General features: G+C 38.9%; 18 protein-coding genes, 1 pseudogene and 4 other annotated features. Of the genes and pseudogenes, 15 read left to right on the forward strand and 4 right to left on the reverse strand.

The window, feature by feature from the left end; genetic code table 11:
• From KTJ72_RS01370 to KTJ72_RS01415, 10 genes and pseudogenes are all read left to right on the forward strand, one after another.
• The coding region (locus tag KTJ72_RS01370; protein ID WP_217303946.1) for an aminotransferase class III-fold pyridoxal phosphate-dependent enzyme at window positions 1-485 on the forward strand (485 nt) is incomplete at its 5' end.
• Window positions 486-508: 23 nt separating this feature from the next.
• Window positions 509-1825 carry a C1 family peptidase gene (locus tag KTJ72_RS01375; protein WP_217303947.1) on the forward strand — a complete coding sequence of 439 codons (1317 nt, stop codon included), beginning with the start codon at window positions 509-511 and terminating at the stop codon, window positions 1823-1825.
• A 14-nt stretch (window positions 1826-1839) separates the two neighbouring features.
• Window positions 1840-3165: a C1 family peptidase gene (locus KTJ72_RS01380; RefSeq protein WP_217303948.1), complete on the forward strand. Its 1326-nt coding sequence runs from the start codon at window positions 1840-1842 to the stop codon at window positions 3163-3165.
• Window positions 3166-3216: 51 nt separating this feature from the next.
• Window positions 3217-3440, forward strand: a binding site (T-box leader).
• A 49-nt stretch (window positions 3441-3489) separates the two neighbouring features.
• Window positions 3490-3718: a binding site (T-box leader), on the forward strand.
• Between the two features lie 33 nt (window positions 3719-3751).
• Window positions 3752-3973 (forward strand) — a binding site (T-box leader).
• A gap of 48 nt (window positions 3974-4021) precedes the next feature.
• Window positions 4022-5323: pseudogene (locus tag KTJ72_RS01385) on the forward strand (argininosuccinate synthase).
• Complete coding sequence (gene argH, locus KTJ72_RS01390) at window positions 5313-6713, forward strand: argininosuccinate lyase (protein ID WP_249419538.1); 1401 nt, start codon at window positions 5313-5315, stop codon at window positions 6711-6713. The pseudogene KTJ72_RS01385 and the gene argH overlap by 11 nt, the downstream one beginning before the upstream one ends.
• Window positions 6703-8193: an ABC transporter substrate-binding protein/permease gene (locus KTJ72_RS01395; RefSeq protein ID WP_232347942.1), complete on the forward strand. Its 1491-nt coding sequence runs from the start codon at window positions 6703-6705 to the stop codon at window positions 8191-8193. The genes argH and KTJ72_RS01395 overlap by 11 nt, the downstream gene beginning before the upstream one ends.
• Entirely contained in the window at window positions 8177-8911 is a 735-nt protein-coding gene (locus KTJ72_RS01400; RefSeq protein WP_041152688.1) for an amino acid ABC transporter ATP-binding protein, read from the forward strand. Before KTJ72_RS01395 ends, KTJ72_RS01400 begins: the two co-directional genes overlap by 17 nt.
• A 120-nt stretch (window positions 8912-9031) precedes the next feature.
• Window positions 9032-9214, forward strand: coding sequence for a DUF6440 family protein (locus KTJ72_RS01405; RefSeq protein ID WP_034530593.1), 183 nt, complete (start codon window positions 9032-9034; stop codon window positions 9212-9214).
• 18 nt (window positions 9215-9232) lie between these two features.
• Window positions 9233-9589, forward strand: a complete 357-nt coding sequence (locus tag KTJ72_RS01410; protein WP_041152689.1) for a YisL family protein — start codon at window positions 9233-9235, stop codon at window positions 9587-9589.
• Window positions 9590-9755: 166 nt separating this feature from the next.
• Complete coding sequence (locus KTJ72_RS01415) at window positions 9756-10949, forward strand: homoserine dehydrogenase (protein WP_217303950.1); 1194 nt, start codon at window positions 9756-9758, stop codon at window positions 10947-10949.
• Window positions 10950-10985: 36 nt separating this feature from the next.
• Here the strand turns inward: KTJ72_RS01415 and KTJ72_RS01420 are convergent, their stop codons facing one another.
• Complete coding sequence (locus tag KTJ72_RS01420; RefSeq protein WP_034530580.1) at window positions 10986-11375, reverse strand: hypothetical protein; 390 nt, start codon at window positions 11373-11375, stop codon at window positions 10986-10988.
• Window positions 11376-11622: 247 nt separating this feature from the next.
• Window positions 11623-11874 (forward strand) — a binding site (T-box leader).
• A 218-nt stretch (window positions 11875-12092) separates the two neighbouring features.
• On the opposite strand from KTJ72_RS01420, the gene KTJ72_RS01425 reads away from it, so the two are divergent.
• Window positions 12093-13280: a metal-dependent hydrolase family protein gene (locus KTJ72_RS01425; protein ID WP_217303951.1), complete on the forward strand. Its 1188-nt coding sequence runs from the start codon at window positions 12093-12095 to the stop codon at window positions 13278-13280.
• A gap of 12 nt (window positions 13281-13292) precedes the next feature.
• On the forward strand, window positions 13293-14915 hold the full coding sequence (locus KTJ72_RS01430; protein WP_217303952.1) for a peptide ABC transporter substrate-binding protein: 1623 nt from the start codon (window positions 13293-13295) through the stop codon (window positions 14913-14915).
• A gap of 44 nt (window positions 14916-14959) precedes the next feature.
• Here KTJ72_RS01430 and KTJ72_RS01435 read toward each other — a convergent pair whose 3' ends face one another.
• Window positions 14960-15922 carry a baeRF3 domain-containing protein gene (locus KTJ72_RS01435; protein WP_041153222.1) on the reverse strand — a complete coding sequence of 321 codons (963 nt, stop codon included), beginning with the start codon at window positions 15920-15922 and terminating at the stop codon, window positions 14960-14962.
• A gap of 106 nt (window positions 15923-16028) precedes the next feature.
• Between KTJ72_RS01435 and cls the strand changes: the two genes are divergently transcribed.
• Window positions 16029-17480 carry a cardiolipin synthase gene (cls, locus tag KTJ72_RS01440; RefSeq protein ID WP_041153221.1) on the forward strand — a complete coding sequence of 484 codons (1452 nt, stop codon included), beginning with the start codon at window positions 16029-16031 and terminating at the stop codon, window positions 17478-17480.
• 35 nt (window positions 17481-17515) lie between these two features.
• Here cls and pyrE read toward each other — a convergent pair whose 3' ends face one another.
• Together pyrE and pyrF are read right to left on the reverse strand one after the other, a co-directional pair.
• Window positions 17516-18142 carry an orotate phosphoribosyltransferase gene (gene pyrE / locus KTJ72_RS01445; RefSeq protein ID WP_217303953.1) on the reverse strand — a complete coding sequence of 209 codons (627 nt, stop codon included), beginning with the start codon at window positions 18140-18142 and terminating at the stop codon, window positions 17516-17518.
• Window positions 18142-18861 (reverse strand): orotidine-5'-phosphate decarboxylase, encoded by a 720-nt coding sequence (gene pyrF / locus KTJ72_RS01450; protein ID WP_217303954.1) that lies wholly within the window; start codon window positions 18859-18861, stop codon window positions 18142-18144. The genes pyrE and pyrF overlap by 1 nt, the downstream gene beginning before the upstream one ends.
• Before the next feature lie 269 nt (window positions 18862-19130).
• Here pyrF and KTJ72_RS01455 point away from each other — a divergent pair, with 269 nt between their 5' ends.
• Window positions 19131-20351 (forward strand): MFS transporter, encoded by a 1221-nt coding sequence (locus KTJ72_RS01455; RefSeq protein WP_217303955.1) that lies wholly within the window; start codon window positions 19131-19133, stop codon window positions 20349-20351.
• 103 nt (window positions 20352-20454) lie between these two features.
• Complete coding sequence (locus tag KTJ72_RS01460) at window positions 20455-21372, forward strand: DMT family transporter (protein ID WP_041153217.1); 918 nt, start codon at window positions 20455-20457, stop codon at window positions 21370-21372.
• The last annotated feature ends 15 nt before the right edge of the window (window positions 21373-21387 follow it).

Consider the following 21387-nt stretch of genomic DNA (forward strand, 5'->3'; position numbering starts at 1 on the left):
GTGCGGTCATCGGTAAAAAAGAAATTATCGAATCACTTCAAGCACCAGCAAACGTGTACACAACCGCCGGAAACCCTGTTACCACAGCGGCTGCCATGGCCACAATCGACGTCATCGAAGACGAACATCTACTAGAACGTAGTGAGCGTTTAGGCGTTAAATCCAAAGTATTCTTTGATAGAATGAAAGAGAAGTACAGTTTTGTCGGTGACGTTAGAATGTACGGACTTGACGGTGGAATTGATATCATTAATCCTAAGACCGGAAAAGCTGACGTTAAAGTAGCGACAAAACTAATCTATCGTATGTTCGAACTAGGGGTAATCATGATTACCGTTAAGGGAAACGTACTTAGATTCCAACCACCTTTGGTAATTACCGAAGAACAACTAGAAAAGGCCTTTGACGTTATCGACCAAGCGATGGATGATGAAGAAAATGGTCGCATTCAATTCGATAAGACTATCGGTTGGAGTACTGATTAATAAGCTAATTAGGGGTGTAATTAATGGCTCATACTAAGTTAACGCAAGAGTTCTTTGATGCAATGCGCGAAAAATATGACAATGATCCAAAAAACAAGGTATTACAACGTTCCGTTATGAAGAACGGCATTAACAATACCGCCAAAGATAACCGAGTAGTGGCTAAATTAAACCACACATACTCCGTAGAAATCGATACTGGTAAGGTATCAAACCAAAAACGTTCTGGTCGTTGCTGGCTATTCTCATTGTTAAACGTTTTAAAACATGACTTTGCGAAACGCTACGACGTAAAGGACTTTGAACTATCACAAAGCTACCTATTCTTCTGGGATAAGGTAGAACGTGCCAACATCTTTTACGACCGCATTATCGATACTGCTGACAAGCCTTTCGACGATCGTGAACTTCGCTGCTACTTAGCTGCACCGGGTGCAGATGGTGGTGAATGGGGCATGGCAGTTGCGCTAGTTCAAAAGTACGGTGTAATGCCAACTTCTGCCTTTCCCGAAAGCAATGTAACCGAAGATACCTCCGATTTAAAGGAAGTATTGAACCGTAAGTTACGTCGTGACGCAATGGTGTTACGTGACATGATTCATGCCGGAAAAAGTGATGCCGAAATCGCCGAAAAACGTAAGGAAATGCTAAAAGAAGTTTACAAAATTGCTGGTTTCGCATGTGGTGTTCCACGTGAAACATTTACCTTTGAATACCGTGATGACAAGCAAAACTACCATGTAGATGCAGACATTACACCTAAACAATTCTTTGATAAATACTTCGAAATTGATTTAGATGATTACGTCGTTTTAGGTAATTATCCTAACCGTAAGATGGAACAATTATTCCGTAACAAGGCCGGTCAAAACGTCGTTGGCGGTCGCCAAGTTGAATTCTTAAACATGCCAATGGATGTGTTAAAGGATGCTGCGATTGCACAATTAAAGGATGGTGAAACTGTCTGGTTTGCCAACACCGTGACTGAACAATCAGACCGCCAAAACGGTCTATTAGACGACGATTTATACCGTCGTGCTGAATTATTTGATATCGACATGAACATGGATAAGGCCCAACGTTTGGATTACTACGACAACATTCCTAACCACGCGATGACACTTACTGGTGTCGACATTGTCGACGACAAACCAACTAAGTGGAAGGTCGAAAACTCTTGGGGTGAAAAGGTCGGCGAAAAGGGTTACTTCGTAATGGCAGATAACTGGATGGACAATAACGTCTTCGAAGTAATCGTCAACAAGAAGTACCTAACCGATTCACAAAGACAATTATTAGAACAAACCCCAGTCGATTTAGAACCTTGGGCAGCAGTATAAGGAGGACGTAGATAATGACTGAAACAAAAATTACCGAACAAAATCTAAAAGAATTACGTGCGGCCTACGAAAAAAATCCTACCAATGCAATTTTGGAAAGAACCGTAACACAAAATGGAATTGGCAATGTTTCATACGATGAAACAGCCACTGAAAAACTAAATCCCGTCTTTTCTGTTGAAGTGAAGACGGGTAAGGTGTCAAACCAAAAACAATCAGGTCGTTGCTGGATGTTTGCGTTATTAAACACCTTAAAGCACCAATTTGGCGCTAAATACAACGTTAAAGATTTCGAATTATCCCAAAACTATCTATTTTTCTGGGATAAGATTGAACGTGCTAACATCTTTTACGACCGCATCGTAAACACTGCGGACAAGCCACTAGATGACCGTACCGTTCAATACTTCCTAGAAGTTGGACCAGGTGCAGATGGTGGTCAATGGGCAATGGCCGTAGCATTAGTCCAAAAATACGGGGTTGTGCCAACCACTGCGTTTAGTGAAACCAACGTTTCTGAAAGTACCGGTGATTTGAAATCAATTTTGAATTACAAACTAAGAAACGATGCGTTCAAATTACGTAACATGGTAAACGACGGTGTGTCTGAAGAAGACGTCCATGACGCTAGAGAACAAATGCTAGCTGAAGTTTACAAGATTGCTGCGTACTCACTTGGCGTGCCGCCAAAGACCTTTGACTTTGAATACAGGGATGATAACGACAACTATCATATTGATCGTGACTTGACCCCTAAGGCATTCTATGAAAAGTACCTATCAGATGCTGATTTAGACGATTACGTCGTCCTAAGTAACTCTCCTGACAAGGAATACGACAAGATGTATCGCTTATCAGCGCAAGAAAACGTGGTTGATGGAAGAAAGATTGAATTCTTGAATCTACCAATGGAAGACCTAAAAAATGCTGCAATTGCGCAATTAAAAGATGGTCAAGCTGTTTGGTTTGCTAACGACATTGCTCGTCAATCTGACCGTAAAAAAGGCTTTCTAGCTGAAAACCTATACCATTACGATGAACTTTTTGATGTTGACTTATCAATGAGTAAAAAAGAACGTCTACAATACCATGAAGCTAACGTTTCACATGCCACTGCATTAACCGGTGTCGATTTAGTTGATGATAAACCAACTAAATGGAAAGTGGAAAATTCATGGGGATCAAAGAATGGTGTCAACGGATATTTCATCATGGATGATGGTTGGATGAACGAATATGTATACGAAATTGTAATAAATAAAAAATATTTATCTAATGATAAAACCGCGCTATTAAGCCAATCTCCGGTCGAATTAGACCCTTGGGATTCATTAGAATAAAATTAAAGCATTGCAATTTTTCTGAGAAGGTATTAACATAAGTGACAATCAAATAAGACGTTGAACAGGAATTTTAATTATTGAGTGTTTCACAGGGAGCTCACGGTTATGAGAGTGAGTAACACGGTAGTTAAATCGTACCTGAGAGTCATTTTTCGAAATGAGTAGAAAAAATCGTAGGCGGCGTTAACGCTGAAGTTATTATAACTTCTCGAGCTAGTATTCGTGAGAATACTAGGAATTGAGGTGGCACCGCGATTTTATTCGTCCTCTTGGATATCTTATCCAAGAGGATTTTTTTATACCCAAAAATAAATATCAATTTTAAAAACAGTGATTAGGAATTTTAGTTAATTCAGCCATTTACAGAGAACTTAGCAAAGCCGGGTGAGAGCTAAGGATGACATTAATTAAATCGTACCTATGAGTTTGAATTCGAAATGAGTAGAATTCACCGTTAACGCGTTATCGTTAAAGTTTGTATGAACTTTATGAGCTGATGTTCGTGAGAATGTCAGAAACTGAGGTGGAACCACGATTAGTCGTCCTCTAGGATTTATTCCTAGGGGACTTTTTTTATATAAATATTTGCATGATGATCAAGAATTTAATCAAACCAATCATTTACAGAGAAATTAACGTTGATGAGAGTTAATAATGACATTTGATTAATCGTACTTGTGAGTGAGCTTCGAAACGAGTAGAAGCACACGTTGGCGGCGTTAACGCGGAAGTCATTGACTTTATGAGCTAGCATTCGCGAGGGTGTTAGAAAGTGAGGTGGTACCGCGAATACATCGTCCTCTATAGAAATTAAAATTTCATTGTTTATATACAAAAAAGGAGGATGTTTCACATGAAACAATCAAAGAAAATCGTTTTAGCATATTCCGGAGGATTAGATACATCAGTTTCAATCGCATGGTTAATCGAACAAGGTTTTGACGTAATTGCCTGCTGCATTAACGTAGGTGAAGATTACGGGGAACATAAAGATTTAAACCAAATTAAAGAAAAAGCATTAAAGGTTGGTGCCATCAAGTCATACGTTGTTGATGCACTAGACGAATTCGCTGAAGACTTCCTACTAACTGCATTAGACGCTAACGCAATGTATGAAGGGCAATACCCATTGAGCTCAGCGCTATCTCGTCCTTTAATGAGTCAAAAGCTAGTTGAAATTGCTCACCAAGAAGGTGCCGAATACATCTGTCATGGTTGTACCGGTAAAGGAAACGACCAAGTTCGTTTCGACGTAGCTATCCATTCTCTAGATCCAAAATTGACAGTGGTTACTCCAGTTCGTCAATGGCACTGGAACAGAGAAGAAGAAATCGAATTTGCTAAGAAACACAACATCGATATTCCAATTGATTTAGATTCTCCATATTCAATCGACGCCAACATCTGGGGACGTGCTAATGAATGTGGTGTCCTAGAAAATCCATGGAACCAAGCTCCAGAAGACGCCTTCGATATTACTAAACCAATCGAAGAAACTCCAGACCAACCAGAATTTATGGACATCACCTTTAAACAAGGTAAGCCAGTCGCAGTTAACGGCGTTGAAATGAACTTCGTTGACGTTATCAAAAAGGTTAATATCGTTGCCGGCGAACACGGCGTCGGTCGTATCGATCACATCGAAAACCGTCTAGTAGGAATCAAATCCAGAGAAGTATACGAAGCACCAGGTGCTACCGTATTACTAAAGGCCCACAAGGCAATGGAAGACCTAACTATGGAAAGAGATTTAGCTCACTTCAAGCCAATGATTGAACAACAAATCGCTAACCTTACCTACAACGGTTTATAGTTCTCACCATTGATGAAGTCACTAAAGGCATTTATCCAATCATCACAAGACACTGTGAGTGGAACAGTTAAAGTGAAGTTGTTCAAGGGTAACGTTTACGTAGTCGCTTCTAAGTCAGAAGAATCACTATACGACGAAGACCTAGCTACTTACACTGCAGCCGATTCATTCGATCAAAATGCTTCAGTTGGTTTCATCAAACTATGGGGACTACCTACTCAAGTTGCATCACAAGTAAAACAAAAGAATTTACAAAAGAATTTTATGAAAGATGTTATGAAGACTCAAACAAAGGAAAAGGTTCTAGTTGAAAACAAGTTAGAAGGTGAATCTGATGAGTGAGAAACTATGGGGCGGTCGTTTTAATGGCGATGCCAATGACTTATTCTTGAGGCTCGGCGCCTCAATCAATGTTGATATCAAGATGGCAAACGAAGACATCGAGGGATCAATTGCTCATGCCACAATGTTAAGCCACGTTGGTATCATCACAGAGGCCGAAAAAGACCAAATCGTGAATGGTTTAAAAGCAATTAAGGAAGAATTTAATGAAGGAAACCTTCATTTTAGCTACCAAAACGAAGACATTCATATGAATGTCGAAACAGTGCTAACCGAAAAAATCGGTGCTGTCGCTGGAAAACTCCACACCGCACGTTCAAGAAACGATCAAGTGGCACTAGACTTTCATTTATACCTAAAGAAACGTCTACCACAAATCATGGCACTAATTAGGAGTTTTCAAAGTGAATTGGTTAACCTAGCCGATGAAAATTTAGAAACCATTATGCCAGGATATACCCATTTACAACACGCTCAACCAATCTCATTTGCCCATTACCTAATGGCCTACTACGAAATGTTAGACCGTGATTACGACAGGTTCGAATTCAACCAAAAGCATACCAATATGTCACCAATTGGTGCTGCCGCTCTTGCGGGAACAACGTTTCCAATCGATCCTCATTTCACCGCCGACGAGTTAGGTTTAGATGCACCTTACAACAACTCCATCGATGCTGTATCAGATAGGGACTTCGCCATTGAATTTCTAAGTAATGCTTCCATTCTAATGATGCACTTATCAAGACTCTGCGAAGAAATTTGCTTATGGTCTAGCTACGAATTCAAGTACGTCGAACTATCAGACGCATTCAGTACTGGAAGCTCAATCATGCCACAAAAAAAGAACCCTGACATGTGTGAACTAATTAGAGGTAAAACCGGAGTGGTATACGGTCACCTAAATGCATTACTAGCAACGATGAAATCATTGCCACTGGCATACAACAAGGATTTACAAGAAGACAAGGCTGGCGTGTTTGATACAGTCGAAAATATCGAACCCATCCTACAATTAATGACCGAAATGATTGCGACAATGCAGGTCAATAAAGACCTGATTCTACAAGCGGTCGAAAAGGACTTTTCAAACGCAACTGAATTAGCTGATTACCTATCAGCCAAAGGATTACCATTTAGGCAAGCTCACCGTATCGCCGGTGAATTAGTTGCCAAATGCATAACCGAAAATTGTTACTTACAGGATCTATCATTAGAACAACTACATAACTATTCAGACTTGTTTGAAGAAGACATCTACGAAGATTTGAAACCACATGTCGCAATTCAAAGAAGAAAGAGTTATGGGTCAACTGGTTTTAATGAAGTCAATAAACAGATTGAAAAAGCGAAAGAAAAACTAAAGGGAGAAATGAATCATGAAGAATAAAATGAAACATTCCGTGTTAATTACCATGTTGCTAATGATTGCAACACTATTCGTAACAGCATTCACTGTTCCAAGTGTTCAAGCATCAGCTTCTGATAACTCACTACAACAAATTAAGCAAAAAGGTTACATCGTAATGGGAACTGCACCAGATTATCCTCCATACGAATTTATTGGAAAAGATAACGGTGGTTCAAAGGTTTACGGTGCCGATATCGAATTAGGTAAGGCCATCGCCAAGGACTTAGGAGTAAAACTAAAGGTTAAATCAATGGGATTTGACTCACTACTAGTTGCGCTTCAAACTAAAAAAGTTGATATGGTTATTGCAGGGATGAACGAAACCCCTGAAAGAGCCAAGAGTGTCGACTTCAGTAAGACTTATTACTCATCTGGATTGAGTTTGGTATTAAACAGTGCCGACGACAAGAAAATCAAGTCATACAAGGACTTACAAGGTAAGACTATCGGTGCTCAAATCGGATCAGTACAATACGACGCTGTGAAGAAGGGTATCAAGAACATTAACCTAAAGGGAATGGAAAACATCAACGATTTAATTCTTGCTTTGAAGTCGGGAAAAATTCAAGCCATTCCACTAGATACTGCTGTAGCTCAAGCTTACGCAGCCCACAACCCAGGTCTAAAGATTATTGACGCTAAGATGCCTGGTCAAGAAAGCTCAAACAAGATTGCATTCTTCAAGGGTGCTACTAGCCTAGAAAACGCTGCTAACAAGACAATTGATAAGGTTAACAAGGATAACCTATACACCAAGAAATTCGTTCCAGCAGCCGCAAAACACATTACTAACAACAAGTCACAATCACAATTTGAAACAATGTGGCAATACAAGAACTTCTTTATCTCAGGTATTGAATACACAATGATCATCTCAGTAGTATCAGTATTCTTCGGTATCATCTTAGGAATTATATTTGCGCTAATGAGATTAAGTCATAACTGGCTATTACATTCAATCGCCGTTTGCTACATCGAATTCATTCGTGGAACACCTCAATTAGTACAAATTATGTTCATCTACTTTGGTCTAGGTACCATCGTTAACGTTCCAGCCTTAACTTCAGGAATCATCGCTATTTCCATTAACTCTGGGGCCTACGTCGCCGAAATCATTAGAGGGGGAATTAATTCTATCTCTGATGGTCAAAGCGAAGCCGCATTATCACTTGGTCTATCCAAGAAACAATCAATGCAATACATCGTGTTACCACAAGCCTTCAAGAATATCTGGCCTGCACTTGGTAACGAACTAGTAACATTGATCAAGGATAGTTCACTAGCATCCGTAATTGGGGTTGGAGAACTAATGTATCAAATGAGAGCTGTTCAAGCTGATACCTACCTAGGTGTCGCACCAATCGCTGTCATTATGGTCATTTACTTCGTAATCACATTTACAATTTCTAGAATCATGAAACACTTAGAAGGGAAGATTAGCCATGGAACCAATGATTAAAATTGAAAATTTAACCAAAAAATTTAAAAATAATACCATCTTTTCTGACATCAATGCTGAAGTCCACAAGGGTGAAGTAATCTCACTTTTAGGTCCTTCTGGTGCCGGTAAGAGTACTTTCCTTCGTTGCATTAACATGCTAGGTGAACCAACTTCTGGAAAGATTCTATTGGATGGTAAAGACCTAGTAAGCAGTTCTGAAAAGGAACTAATTCAATTAAGAACCCACATCGGAATGGTGTTCCAAAGCTTTAACTTGTTTGAAAACAAGACAGTCATCGATAACATCACACTAGCACCCATCAAGGTTAAGGGTATTAGTAAGGAAGACGCTGAAGATAAGGCTCACGAATTACTTAAGACCGTTGGCCTAGATGACAAGGCAAACGTTTACCCAGATAGCCTATCAGGTGGACAAGCCCAACGTATCGCAATCGTACGTGCGCTAGCCATGGATCCTGAAGTAATCCTATTCGATGAACCAACTTCAGCATTGGACCCTGAAAAGGTCGGTGAAGTACTAAGCGTTATGCAAGACTTAGCTAAGAAGGACATGACCATGATTATCGTTACTCATGAAATGGAATTCGCTAAGAATGTTTCAGACGAAATTTGGTTTATGGATGAAGGAAAGATTCAAGAAAAACAAGCTCCACAAGACTTCTTCGCAAATCCTAAAACCCCTAACGCCCAACGTTTTTTAAGTAAAATGATTTAATCTGTTTATAAATACGTAAAAAGGCCAACATAAATGTTGGTCTTTTTGATTATTCTCATTTTATTTTGTACAATAAAGCTAAACATGACACTTTTTGAATTAATCCGAGGAGGAAATCAATTGTCTAAACGTTTTAAACTAGTAGAAGAATCATTTACAGGAGTATCCATTTACATCGATCAAAGAACCGGTGTTGAATACGGTGGATACGGAAGTACATTAACTCCACTACGCAACCCTGACGGAACTTTGTTTGTTGATGAATCTGAAATTGATCAAGATTACGAACACAAAGAAAAATAAACGGGGGAATATGAAACCATGTTTTTATGGATACACTTAATTTTTGCGGTACTACTAATCGCTTTGGTGATTACCGCGCTATGCAAAAAGAATAACTTTAAGCCTTACATGATGGCCACTAGAGTGTCTTATCTAGTCTTCATCGTGACGGGAATTGTACTATTTAGCAAAGCCTTTGAACGCGATGCCATGTTCACGATTTTGAAGGTTTTATCAGCCATCTTCTTAATTGGCTTGATTGAAATGGCCTATGCCCAAAAGACTAAAAAGTCGTTAACTGTTGGATTGGTGATGAGCCTAATCCTAGTTTTCGCACTAGTGATTGTGATTGGATTAATCGTTGCTGGCGGTCGTCCTTTCATTCATTTTATTTAAATATTATTATCGCAGATTCTGCGTATCTAAAAAGAGAGTGAACAAATATGTTCGCTCTCTTTTTTGCTGATTTAGAGCAAGCTTTTGCTAAAGCGAAAAAATTAACCGCGGTAGAATCTGCGAAATAAGATATAATAAAGCCAAAGCAAAAAAGGAGGCTTGCACTATGAAAATTGCAATCTTAGGTCACGGTACCGTCGGAAGTGGAGTCTTAAAGATTATTCAAGACAGCGCTTTGCATCCATTTGAAAAAGATTTATCAGTTAAATATGTATTTGTTCGTCCAGAAAAAGTTGATCAAAACGAATTATTTGTGGATGATTACGCAACGATTTTAAATGATGAAGAAGTCGATGTAGTCGTGGAAGTACTAGGTGGACTAGAACCAGCTAAGACAATGATCATCGATGCATTAAAACATGGCAAGAACGTTGTGACAGCTAACAAAGCGGTCGTGGCGAGAAACTTGAAGGAATTTGATGAAATCGCTGAAGAAAATGGTGTAAAGTTCTACTTTGAATCAGCCGTTGGTGGTGGAATTCCTTGGATTATTAATTTGGAAAGAGCACTTCGCATCGACCAAATCGATTCAATTCACGGAATCCTAAACGGAACTAGTAACTACATTTTGGATACTATGACTAAGACTGGTCAAAGTTTCGATAAAGTCCTAAAAGATGCTCAAGACTTAGGATACGCAGAAGCCGATCCGAGTGCAGATATCGATGGATACGACATTGAAAATAAATTATGTATTAGTGTGGACATTGCCTACAACACCTTTGTGAAACCAGGTGACCACCTATTAAAATTTGGGATTAGAAATATTACCGATGAAGATATTAAGTACTTCAAAAAACACAATTTAATCGTGAAATTACTAGGTCGTAGTTTTATGAAAAACAACAGTTTTAACTTTGTGGTTGAACCAACTTTATATACTCCCGGACAAATTGAATCCGGAATCCATGATAACTACAATTTCGTTGGGTTACGTGGAACTACCATCGGTAAACTAACCTTTAATGGCCAAGGTGCGGGTGAATTCCCAACTGCCCACGCGTTAGTGCAAGATATCTTAGATTTAAAGGCCAACAATGTGCACTTAAAACGTGATTTTAACGAAGAATTTTCTTTGGATAATACTACCAAGCAAAAGAATTATGTCGTTAGAACTAGTGCAGATCTAGAATCAAAACTACCAGAATATGACATTCAAAAAGACGGTAATTACTACCATATTGCCGCAATTGATACTCAAAAGATTCATGATGTTGTTAACGAATTATCCAGTAAAGATAAGGGCATTTTCTTTGCCTGTATCAGTGGTGGAGCATACAATCCATGGATTGAAAAATAAAAAGAGCGCCTATATTAGGCGCTCTTATTTGTTTTCTTATTCAAAATCTTGTAATGCAAGTTCTGCATATGTTAGACGGGCGAAAGTATCATCAGTTGATACACCAGCGTTTTCGAACATGTTTGCGAATAAAACATATTTTGGTTGATCGCTGTATTCACCAGTAATTTCAATCAAACGTTGTAGTTGATTGGTACGGTTTGCTAAATCATCGATGTGGTTTAGTTCCAAATCGTTCTTAGCTGCATCGTAAATAATCTTGTAAGCTTCGGTATTAGTTAATAAATCTAATGCCTTAACTTGTTTCATAAAGTTATCAAATTGTGCATCTGATAATTGTTCTTTAACGTAATGTAAATCAACGATTTCATCGCTAAAGTCTTTTGCCCATTCGTTAATAATAGGTCTTAGTTGTATGTCTGACATTGTTAAAAAATCCTCTCCTAATTCAGATAATGCGTTTAGATTATTCTAGTACAAACATCTAAAAACGTGTGTAGTTTTTTCATTTATAATGTCATTAAATGGGGGTTACCGAAAAAATTCATGTAACACCTATGATAGTATCTCACATAAGGGATACTAATTGCAAAAATATAGAAATATTTACGAAAAATTAGACATTTAGTTTGACAATCATTATAAAAAGATTAGAATACGATTAAAGATAAATACAAAAGCGAAGAATAGAAAGAGTAATTTCGGACCACGTTTTTAGAGAGATCCCGTTTGGTGAAAGGGATTAACAATGTTTGAAACGAAAATCATCTATGAGCTGCCAGGCAAATAAAGTAGTCTCGGCTGGGAATTCCCATTACAGAATCTGCAAATCAACGGGTTTGTTTGAGATATATCGTTTATCTTTATGAAATTAATTTTGAATCGGTATAACAAAAAGGTGGTACCGCGCGCAAGCGCCCTTTATTTCGTGTATGCGAAATTGGGGCGCTTTTTTATTTGCTCAATTTAAGGAGGTGATGGAAATGAAATCAGACATTAGTGGCATTTTAAATGCGAATCGTAACTAGTTTAAATTTTTACAATAACGCCAATATTAGGCGGTAAACCTACATAGTTTTAAGAAAACTGCAGTTGCTATCTATGATTTATCCCTTGAGGTGTTAACTTTAGGAGGATTTAATCATGAGTAAAACTCTATATACAAACTTCAATTTATTTAATGGTTTTGAAGATAAGACATACCCAAACACATCAATGTTAGTTGATGAAGACACCGGAAAGTTTTTAGCATTCGGTGAAGACGCGACAAAACAAGACAGTGACAAACAAGTTGATCTAAAAGGTCAATTTGTAATGCCAGGATTGGTAAATTGTCACACCCACATCACTTTAGATTCTGATACAGCCGACGGAAATCCTGATGCTGATCAAACTACCGCAACAGTGCGCGCGGTAGACAGTCTAAGAGCGCTACTTAAATCAGGGGTTACATATGTAAGAGAATGCGGTAGCCTTTATGGTTTAGATGCAACATTAGCTAAACTACAAAGAGAAAATAAATTGACTAAGGTGCCTGAAATGATGGCATCTGGTCGCGCTTTGACTATGACTGGTGGACACGGGGATGCACCTCATAGTGGAGTGACCGTCGATTCTCCAGACGAAATGAGAAAAGCAGTTAGAAATAATTTTAAAAATGGTGCTCAATGTACCAAGGTCATGGCTACCGGTGGTGTGATGTCACCAGGAGACTACATGGATGAAGCCCAATTAACCTTAGAAGAACTAAAGGTTGCTGTATACGAAAGCCATAACAAGCATGCTGTAGTTGCAGCTCATGCCGAAGGAAATCCTGGAATCATGAACGCCATCAAGGCGGGAGTTGATTCAGTGGAACATGGTTTTTATGTTAATGATGAAGAAATCGCATTGATGAAAGAACACAATACCTACTTAACACCTACACTAGTTTCTGCTTGGTGCATTGCCGAATACGGTAAGGACACACTACCAAAATGGGAACTAAACAAACTTTTGAAAGCCCTAAACGACATCTACAAAAATGTTCGCCATGCTAAGGAAAGTGGTGTAAAGGTTACCTTAGGGACAGACGCTGGTACACCTTACAACGATTTTTCTAAGACACCGGTTGAATTCCAATTGATGGTAGAAAAAGAAGGTTTCACTAATTTTGAAGCATTATCTACTTCAAGACATTCAGCTGAACTAATGCACTTGGATGATTACGGAACATTGGAAGCTGGTAAATATGCCGATTTCTTAGTGTTAGAAGACGATCCATTGGCAGACGTTAAAGCCGTTCAACAAGTTGATAAATCAGTATATAAACTTGGTCAAAAGGTGTACTAGGGGGAATTAAATATGAAAAAATCAAAATTATTACTACTACCATTTTTAGCAACCGTCACATTATCACTTGCAGCATGTGGTAATTCATCAACCCAATCAAAGGGTGCGAAAACTCAATCACTAAACTGGATGCAAAACGCAAATCTAATTACTTTGGATCCATCTAAATGTATTGATACTATTAGTTCTACGACACTAAACAATGTTGATAGGGGCCTTTTTTTTAGCCCATCATCCAGCAAATATGAATATGGCGTGGCTAAGAGCATGAAGGTATCAAAGGATGGAAAAACATATACATTCGATTTGAGAAAATCAAAGTGGAGCAATGGCGACCCTGTTACTGCTTCCGACTTCGTCTATGGTTTCCAAAGAACTGTCGATCCAAAAACTGCTTCTCAAGATGCATATCTAATGGATCACTTACTTAACTACAAAGAAGTTAGCACCGGCAAACTAAGTCCCGACAAACTAGGGGTGAGTGCACCAAACAAATACACTTTCGTGGTTAAACTATCATCACCACAATCATACTTTAAGAGCCTTCTAACCGACTCTGCCTTCTTACCACAAGATAAAAAGGTTGCCGTTAAGTACGGTAAGAAATATGGTACTTCAAGCAGCACACAAGTATACAACGGACCATTTACCGTTACTGGCTGGACCGGAACCAATGATTCTTGGACATTAGCTAAGAATAAAAATTATTACGATGCCTCAACTGTTCGTTTGAACAAGGTAAACATGAAGGTTGTTAAGGACCAACAAACCGGATTAAATGAATATCAAACTGGTTCATTGGACGAACTTTCACTTTCTGGAAAACAACAAGTAAAGAACTTTAAGGGTTCTAAAGAATTACATACGTACAAAACGATGTATTCAAACTATTTAGAACTAAATGAACAAAAAGATCCTGAATTTAAGAATTTAAAACTAAGAGAAGCGCTATCATTAGCTATCGATAGAAAAGACTATGTAACCGATGTATTAGGGGATGGCTCAAACCCAACCAAAGGCTTTGTTGCTGATGGTCTAGCTAACTACAAGGGCAAGGATTTTGCTGCGGCAACTTATGTAAAAGGAACTGCTGATTACAACTTAGACAAAGCTAAGAAGCTATGGAAGGAAGGACTAAAAGAAGTCGGTAAGAAGTCTTTGAACCTAACCTTAACTTATGACGATACTGATGTTGCTAAGGCAACAACTGAATACTTACAAGCTGAATTCCAAAAATTACCAGGATTGAAAGTAAGTAATGTTAACCTTCCTCGTCAACAAAGAATCTCACGATTATTTAGCGGTAACTTTGACTTAGTAGTAACCGGATGGGACCCAGGCTATGCTGATCCAATCTCAGCTTTGAACATCAGAACATCAAATAGTTCAATCAACTTTAGTAAGTGGCAAAATTCTGAATTTGATAACTACATCAACAAGTCAAACACTGTAGATGCTAATAACCCAGCTAAGAGATGGGATGATTTAGTTAAAGCAGGTAAGCTAGTAAATAAAGAATTAGGTGCGGTACCTTTCTATCAAACATCTAACCCAGTTGCATTAAAGACCAACGTTAAGGGTGTTACCTTTAACCCAGTTGGTAGTTGGGACTTCTCACATGGTTATGTAGAATAACCAAACAAAAAAAGGCCTAGAAATCTAGGTCTTTTTTTATTGCATTAAAACTTCAATGTGATTGCAGCGTAGTCCAAGTTCATTGGCATTTGGCTCTTTGGAAGTAGTAGAACGTTTCCTGCGAAACCAATGGTAGTGATTGCTAAATCATTTAAAGTCTTGTTGTAACTTTCTTCGCTAATGTATAGAGTATCAATCTTACCGGATAGTGCGTTTGAAATAATATCGCGTAAATCGGTTGCGACTAAACGGTGATCACTAGCTTTTTCGTATTTAATTTTGTTGTCGTTTGCTAACTTATCGAAGAATTGTTGGTTCAATTCATCAATCATTTCAGAAATTTTATCGGGACCAAGATCGTCCATATCAACCTTGCTTACGATGTCCTTCGCAAATGTCTTTTGGTCAGCTAATTCGTTGAATAACTTACGGTTTTCTTCACTGGCAACCACCACAGTTTGTAAGTAGTCATCGTCATCAAATAAATCGCTTAGGTATTCTTTAACCAACATGAAGTACTTATTCTTGTCGTTGTTTACAAGGACCGGAATTGGCTTGTTCACAAGGTTTAAGATGCTAAAGTGACCATTATCAACTCTTAGTAGCTTAAAGTCGGTATCGCGTAGGATTAAAACGCGGTAGTGAAGTTGACTTTCGATTTCCTTGATTAGTTGCGCCACATTCATGGTGTCATCGATTGAGATTTGGGTCTTAACTGGTTGAGTTAAGTCAAATGAATGGATAGCTTTAAAACTAACGTATAGTGCGACACCAGAACCATTTCCGATGTGTTTTGCGCGATCAAAGTTGAATCTTCTTAATTTTCTTTCGTATCTTGGCCAGATATTTTCGTCGTGTTTTTGAATGAATTCTTCTTTAACAGTTTCGATTAAATTTAAATAATCATTTTTGTTACTAATTTCGTTAAATGAAACAATTAGTGAGATGAATGGCCCTACTTCGTAATCCAAAGTTAGGGTATTTCTAAGCTCGATTGTCGACGTCATAGTCTAACCTCCTTAGATTTATATGTTTATAGTATATCATGATGAGCTAAAAGCGAAATATATTGTGCTATAATTATGCTATATTAAGCTTAAAGGAGGGATAATTATGCTTTTAAACATCCTGTATTACATTATTATAATTAATGAAATTTTGGCATTGATTACAGTCTTTAGAGAAGAACGTGATATTGCTGCAACATGGGCATGGTTATTAGTGCTTTCATTCCTACCTGTGCTGGGATTTTTGATTTATGCATTCGTCGGAAGAAAACTACCTAAAAAACGTTTATTCCGTTTCCAATACAAAGACAATAAATTGATGTATGACATCCTAAAAGAACAGAGCAAGATACATAACAATCCGGAAAAAATCAGAGCTGATGAGGTCTCATACTCATACAGAACACTTGTTAAGCTGTTCAAAACCTCAGACGTTACTGACTTATCTAGAAGAAACCACGTTAAGGTCTTCACCGAAGGTAATCATTTATTTGATTGCATTATTTCTGATATTAAAAACGCCAAAAGTTCAATTAACATCGAATTTTATACCTTCTACGATGACAGAATTGGTCATCGCGTCTTAAAAGAACTAATTAAAAAGGCCAAAGAAGGCGTCAAAATCCACGTTATCTACGATAGTTGGGGTTCAATGGGAAACAAGCATCATTTCTTCGACCCATTGCGTGAAGCCGGTGGATTCGTAGAACCATTCCTACACACCCACTCAGCCGTGATGGACTTCCGTTTGAACTTTAGAGATCACAGAAAGATTGTAGTTATCGATGGTAAGTACGGATACATCGGTGGTTTTAACATTGGTGACCAATACCTAGGTCGTAAGAAGAAGTTTGGTAACTGGCGTGATACTCACTTGAGAATCTCAGGTTCTGCCGTTCATCATCTACAAGCCCAATTCATCTTGGACTGGAATGTTACCGACATGGAACACAAGATTGATGTTGAAGAAACCAAGGGCTTCTACTTCCCCAAGGTATACCAAGAAGGTTCTACCAATATCCAAGTGGTATCCAGTGGTCCTAACTCTGATTTACAACAAATCAAATTGGGTTACATCAAGATGATTCAAAATGCCAAGAACTACTGCTGGATTCAATCACCATATTTGATTCCAGACGATAGTGCTTTGGATGCTATCAGAACAGCTGCCATGTCAGGTGTTGATATTAGAATCATGGTGCCATGCATGCCCGATCACCCATTTGTATATCGTGCAACGCAATACTATGCAAAACAATTATCAAAATATGGTGTCAAAATTTACTTCTACGAAGATGGATTTATTCACGCCAAGACCGTCTTAGTCGATGGTAAAATCGCGTCTGTTGGTTCCGCCAACATGGACTTTAGAAGTTTCAAACTAAACTTCGAAATTAACGCGTTTATCTACGATGAAGGATTGGCTGAACAATTACATTCAATCTACGTTAACGACATTAGAAGCAGTAAATTAATGACCTATGCGGACTTTGACAAACAATCACGTTGGTTGAAATTCAAACAAGTATTCAGTCGTTTATTCTCACCAATTCTATAAACTAAAAAAATCCCACATTTTGTGGGATTTTTTGTTTACATCCAGTGCCATGGATCGTCACGCCACTTACGTAGGACGACTAATTCATCGTCTGAAATACTGTTTTCTGCTTTGGCTTGTTCGATAATTGTTGAGTAGTTGGTTAGTGTATCAAATTCGATACCAGCTTCCTTGAAGTTCTTAGTGCTGTCGGGAAGTTCGTATGAGAAGATGGCCATGACACCAATCACGTTGTAGCCTTCGTTCTTAAGTGCTTGCGCAGCGTTTAACACGCTCTTTCCGGTAGAAAGTAGATCATCAATTAAAACGATTGGAGCGTTTTCATCGATGCTTCCTTCCATTTGTTTACCACGACCGTGATCCTTTGGTTTTGAACGCACGTAAATCATTGGGAGGTCCATCTTGTCGGCAACAATCGCAGCATGGGGGATACCGGCGGTTGCGACACCACCGATTACTTTGACTTCTGGAAACTTGTTGCGGATTAATTTGGCTAAACCGTCTGCGATGTGGGTACGGACTTCTGGGAAACTAATGGTGATTCTGTTGTCGGTGTAGATTGGCGCCTTGATACCAGATGCCCAAGTGAATGGTTCGTTTGGTGATAGGGTTACTGCATTAATTTTTAAAAGGTCTGAAGCGATTAATTGGTTAGTATTCATTATTTGATTCCTCCATTAACTGCGTTGTAGATGTCTTTATATGTTTGAACCGGATCCTCTGATTGGGTGATGCTTCTACCCACGACGATTCCGCTGGTGTTTAATTCGAAAGCCTTTGTTGGTGTCACGACTCTCTTTTGGTCGTCGACACTGTTGCTGGGAAGGCGAATGCCGGGATTGATGCACTTAAATTCGTCAGAAACGGCTTGATGAATCATGTTGTTTTCTAGTGCAGAGGAGATGACGCCGTCGGCACCGCTTTGACTGGCCATTTTAGCCAAGTGGGATACTGATTTTTCCATTGAAACGGGGACTAGTTCTTCATCGTGGAGTTGTTCTTCAGATGTTGATGTTAGTTGCGTCACTGCAAGTAGTTGTGGTGAATCGACGCCTGCTTGGTCAGCACCTTCTTCTAGTCCACGTCTGGCCGCCTTAATCATTTCGCTTCCACCAAGTGAATGAACGGTAGCGAATTGAACATCTAATTGGCCGATTTGCTTGGCTGCTTGTTGTACAGTGTGTGGAATATCGTGTAGTTTTAAATCCAAAAAGACATCGATATTTTGATTGCGCAGCGCTCTAATGATACTTGCTCCTTCTCGATAGAATAGTTCCATTCCAACCTTTACCGCTAAAGGTTTGACATCCTTAAACGGCTCCAAAAATTTTAAAGCATTGGGTGCATCGACAAAATCTAGTGCAATGAATACTGGTTTCATACGTTTCCCTCCAACAAAAAAGTCGTATAGCCTCAGAGACTATACGACAAATTAGGGTCCACTTATTCCGTTCGTCGATTTACTAGCCTCTCTGGACTAATTTAAAATCATATGTTGAGTACAATATACGCTTTTCTCAGAATAAAGCAACCAAAAAATGAAACTTGCATTAGAAAAAATTAAAGCGTATAGTTTTATAAAATATCTAAAACAGATATTTCAAAAAAATAAGGAACGACAGTGAGCGTTCATTTTGGAGGAATTGAATAATGGAAAACACGCAAGACCACACTTCAACGACTAAGGCTCAAAAATGGGTTTTAGCATCGACATCGATTGGACAAATGCTAGAAAGTATGGATATCTCATTCATCTCATTTGCAATGTCTTCAATCATTATCGGTTTACACATTAGTACTGCAGCTGCTGGAATGCTTTCAACAGTTACTACTTTTGGATCGTTGTTGGGTGGTATTTTATTTGGTCTTTTAGCTGACCGTTTCGGTCGAGTACGTATTTTGACCTACACCATCTTCATTTTCGCCATCTCAACTGCCGGAATTATGTTCGCCCAGAATTTTATTACTTTTGCTATTTTACGTTTTTGTGTCGGCCTAGGTGCCGGGGGTGAATATGGTTCAGGTGTTGCCATGGTGGCTGAATCATTCAAGAAAAAGCAATTAGGAAAGTCAGTATCAATCACCACAATCGGTGGTCAAGTTGGATCAATGATGGCAGCCGTATTAGCCGCAATCATGATTCCAGCATTTGGTTGGCGTTCACTTTTCCTAATCGGAATTATTCCAATATTCTTTGCCTTCGTAATTAGAAAGAACCTAACCGAAAGCCAAGATTTCATCGATACAATGGAAACAGGCAAGCGTCCTAAGGTTTCTGTAAAGAAATTATTCGCAACACCAAGATTGGCATACCAAACTATGGCGCTAATCGTAATGGTAATTGTGCAAATCGCCGGATACTACGGTCTAATTAACTGGTTACCTTCAATCATGCAAAAGAAACTTGGTTTAAGTGTTGCCGGTTCATCACTATGGACAATCGTTACCATCATCGGTATGAGTGCCGGGATGTTAACATTCGGTACCATCCTAGATAAGATTGGACCTAGAAAGGCCTTTGGATTATTCCTACTAGTCGCTTCTGTAGCGGTATACGGAATTACATTCTCATTCAATGGTTTCACATTGCTACTAGCATCAACAGTACTAGGTTTCTTCTCAAACGGTATGTACGGAGGATACGGTGCCATCATCAGTCGTCTATACCCAACCGAAGTTCGTTCAACTGCAAACAACTTCATCATGGGATTTGGACGTGCAATCGGTGGATTCTCACCAGCCATTATCGGTTTATTGATGGAAAGCCATTCATTACTAGTAATCATGGCAATGCTATCAGTACTATACCTAATCAGTTTCATCACTATGATGACTATTCCTGCATTGAAGGGACTAGCTACTGAAGAATAAGCATTTATTCTGACGAATTAGGTTTTACATGTAATAATAATATATAAACTAAAAACCTCCCGTGCCGGGAGGTTTTATTGTACATAATTAAGGGGGCATTTTAATGTTATACGGACTTGGTATTTTAGCCGGATTGGTCTTACCCATTCAGACTTCGGTCAATACAAACTTGAAGAATCGAGCTGGTGGATCACCATTTCTAGCTTCAATGCTATCGTTTACGATTGGAACCATCGCGTTACTTTTCGCCACTTTATTGAGTGGTCAGTCGTTATTTTTTTCTAGTCACTTGTTTACAAGCCAACCAGCATGGATTTGGTTGGGCGGATTGTTTGGTGTGATTGGGTTAACCACTAACGTTTTAATCTTCCCTTATCTAGGGGCGGTGCAAACGGTGATTATGCCAATTACCGGTCAAATCATCATGGGGATGATTATCGATAACTTCTCCTTGTTTGACGCTGACCACCATGCTTTTACCATCATCAGATTAATCGGAGTCATTCTACTAGTTGTTGGTATCTTGATGGTTGTCCTAGACAAGAAGGCAAGCGATGGTTCCGATAAGGCCAAACAATTACCTTGGCAGATTTTAGGAATCGTCGCAGGGATGTTTCAAGCTTCCCAAGCACCAGTTAACGGTCACCTAGGAGTAGTGCTTCACTCGCCAATTCATGCGGCCTTTATCTCATTTTTAGTCGGTACCATCATCTTATTTGTGATTACCGGACTAGTTGATCGTTCTTACGTTCACGCCAAAGATGCGATTGGAAAGGGCAATCCTTGGTGGATTTGGCTCGGTGGTGTCTTGGGTGCCATCTTTGTTTTATCAAACGCATTCCTAAGCCCACAAATCGGAGCAGGAACAACTGTCGTTTTAGTCCTATTGGGTAACTTATTCGGAAGTGTAATGGTCGATAAATATGGCCTATTGAATTCACCGAAAAAACCGGTTGGCATTATGAAATATATTGGTTTAGTCGTGATGTTAATCGCCGTTGCTATTATAAAATTGTATTAAAAAAAGAGACCTCGA

This window comes from Apilactobacillus waqarii (genome assembly GCF_019061205.1).
Lineage (GTDB): Bacteria > Bacillota > Bacilli > Lactobacillales > Lactobacillaceae > Apilactobacillus > Apilactobacillus waqarii.

Bases quoted from the DNA above. Each gene is read 5' to 3' on its own strand.
- KTJ72_RS01415 (WP_217303950.1), top strand. From the start codon at position 9,756: ATGAAAATTGCAATCTTAGGTCACGGTACCGTCGGAAGTGGAGTCTTA.
- KTJ72_RS01375 (WP_217303947.1), top strand. From the start codon at position 509: ATGGCTCATACTAAGTTAACGCAAGAGTTCTTTGATGCAATGCGCGAA.
- KTJ72_RS01460 (WP_041153217.1), top strand. From the start codon at position 20,455: ATGTTATACGGACTTGGTATTTTAGCCGGATTGGTCTTACCCATTCAG.
- KTJ72_RS01430 (WP_217303952.1), top strand. From the start codon at position 13,293: ATGAAAAAATCAAAATTATTACTACTACCATTTTTAGCAACCGTCACA.
- KTJ72_RS01420 (WP_034530580.1), bottom strand. From the start codon at position 11,375: ATGTCAGACATACAACTAAGACCTATTATTAACGAATGGGCAAAAGAC.
- KTJ72_RS01400 (WP_041152688.1), top strand. From the start codon at position 8,177: ATGGAACCAATGATTAAAATTGAAAATTTAACCAAAAAATTTAAAAAT.
- KTJ72_RS01395 (WP_232347942.1), top strand. From the start codon at position 6,703: ATGAAGAATAAAATGAAACATTCCGTGTTAATTACCATGTTGCTAATG.
- pyrF (WP_217303954.1), bottom strand. From the start codon at position 18,861: ATGAAACCAGTATTCATTGCACTAGATTTTGTCGATGCACCCAATGCT.
- cls (WP_041153221.1), top strand. From the start codon at position 16,029: ATGCTTTTAAACATCCTGTATTACATTATTATAATTAATGAAATTTTG.
- KTJ72_RS01435 (WP_041153222.1), bottom strand. From the start codon at position 15,922: ATGACGTCGACAATCGAGCTTAGAAATACCCTAACTTTGGATTACGAA.
- pyrE (WP_217303953.1), bottom strand. From the start codon at position 18,142: ATGAATACTAACCAATTAATCGCTTCAGACCTTTTAAAAATTAATGCA.
- KTJ72_RS01455 (WP_217303955.1), top strand. From the start codon at position 19,131: ATGGAAAACACGCAAGACCACACTTCAACGACTAAGGCTCAAAAATGG.
- KTJ72_RS01425 (WP_217303951.1), top strand. From the start codon at position 12,093: ATGAGTAAAACTCTATATACAAACTTCAATTTATTTAATGGTTTTGAA.
- KTJ72_RS01410 (WP_041152689.1), top strand. From the start codon at position 9,233: ATGTTTTTATGGATACACTTAATTTTTGCGGTACTACTAATCGCTTTG.
- KTJ72_RS01380 (WP_217303948.1), top strand. From the start codon at position 1,840: ATGACTGAAACAAAAATTACCGAACAAAATCTAAAAGAATTACGTGCG.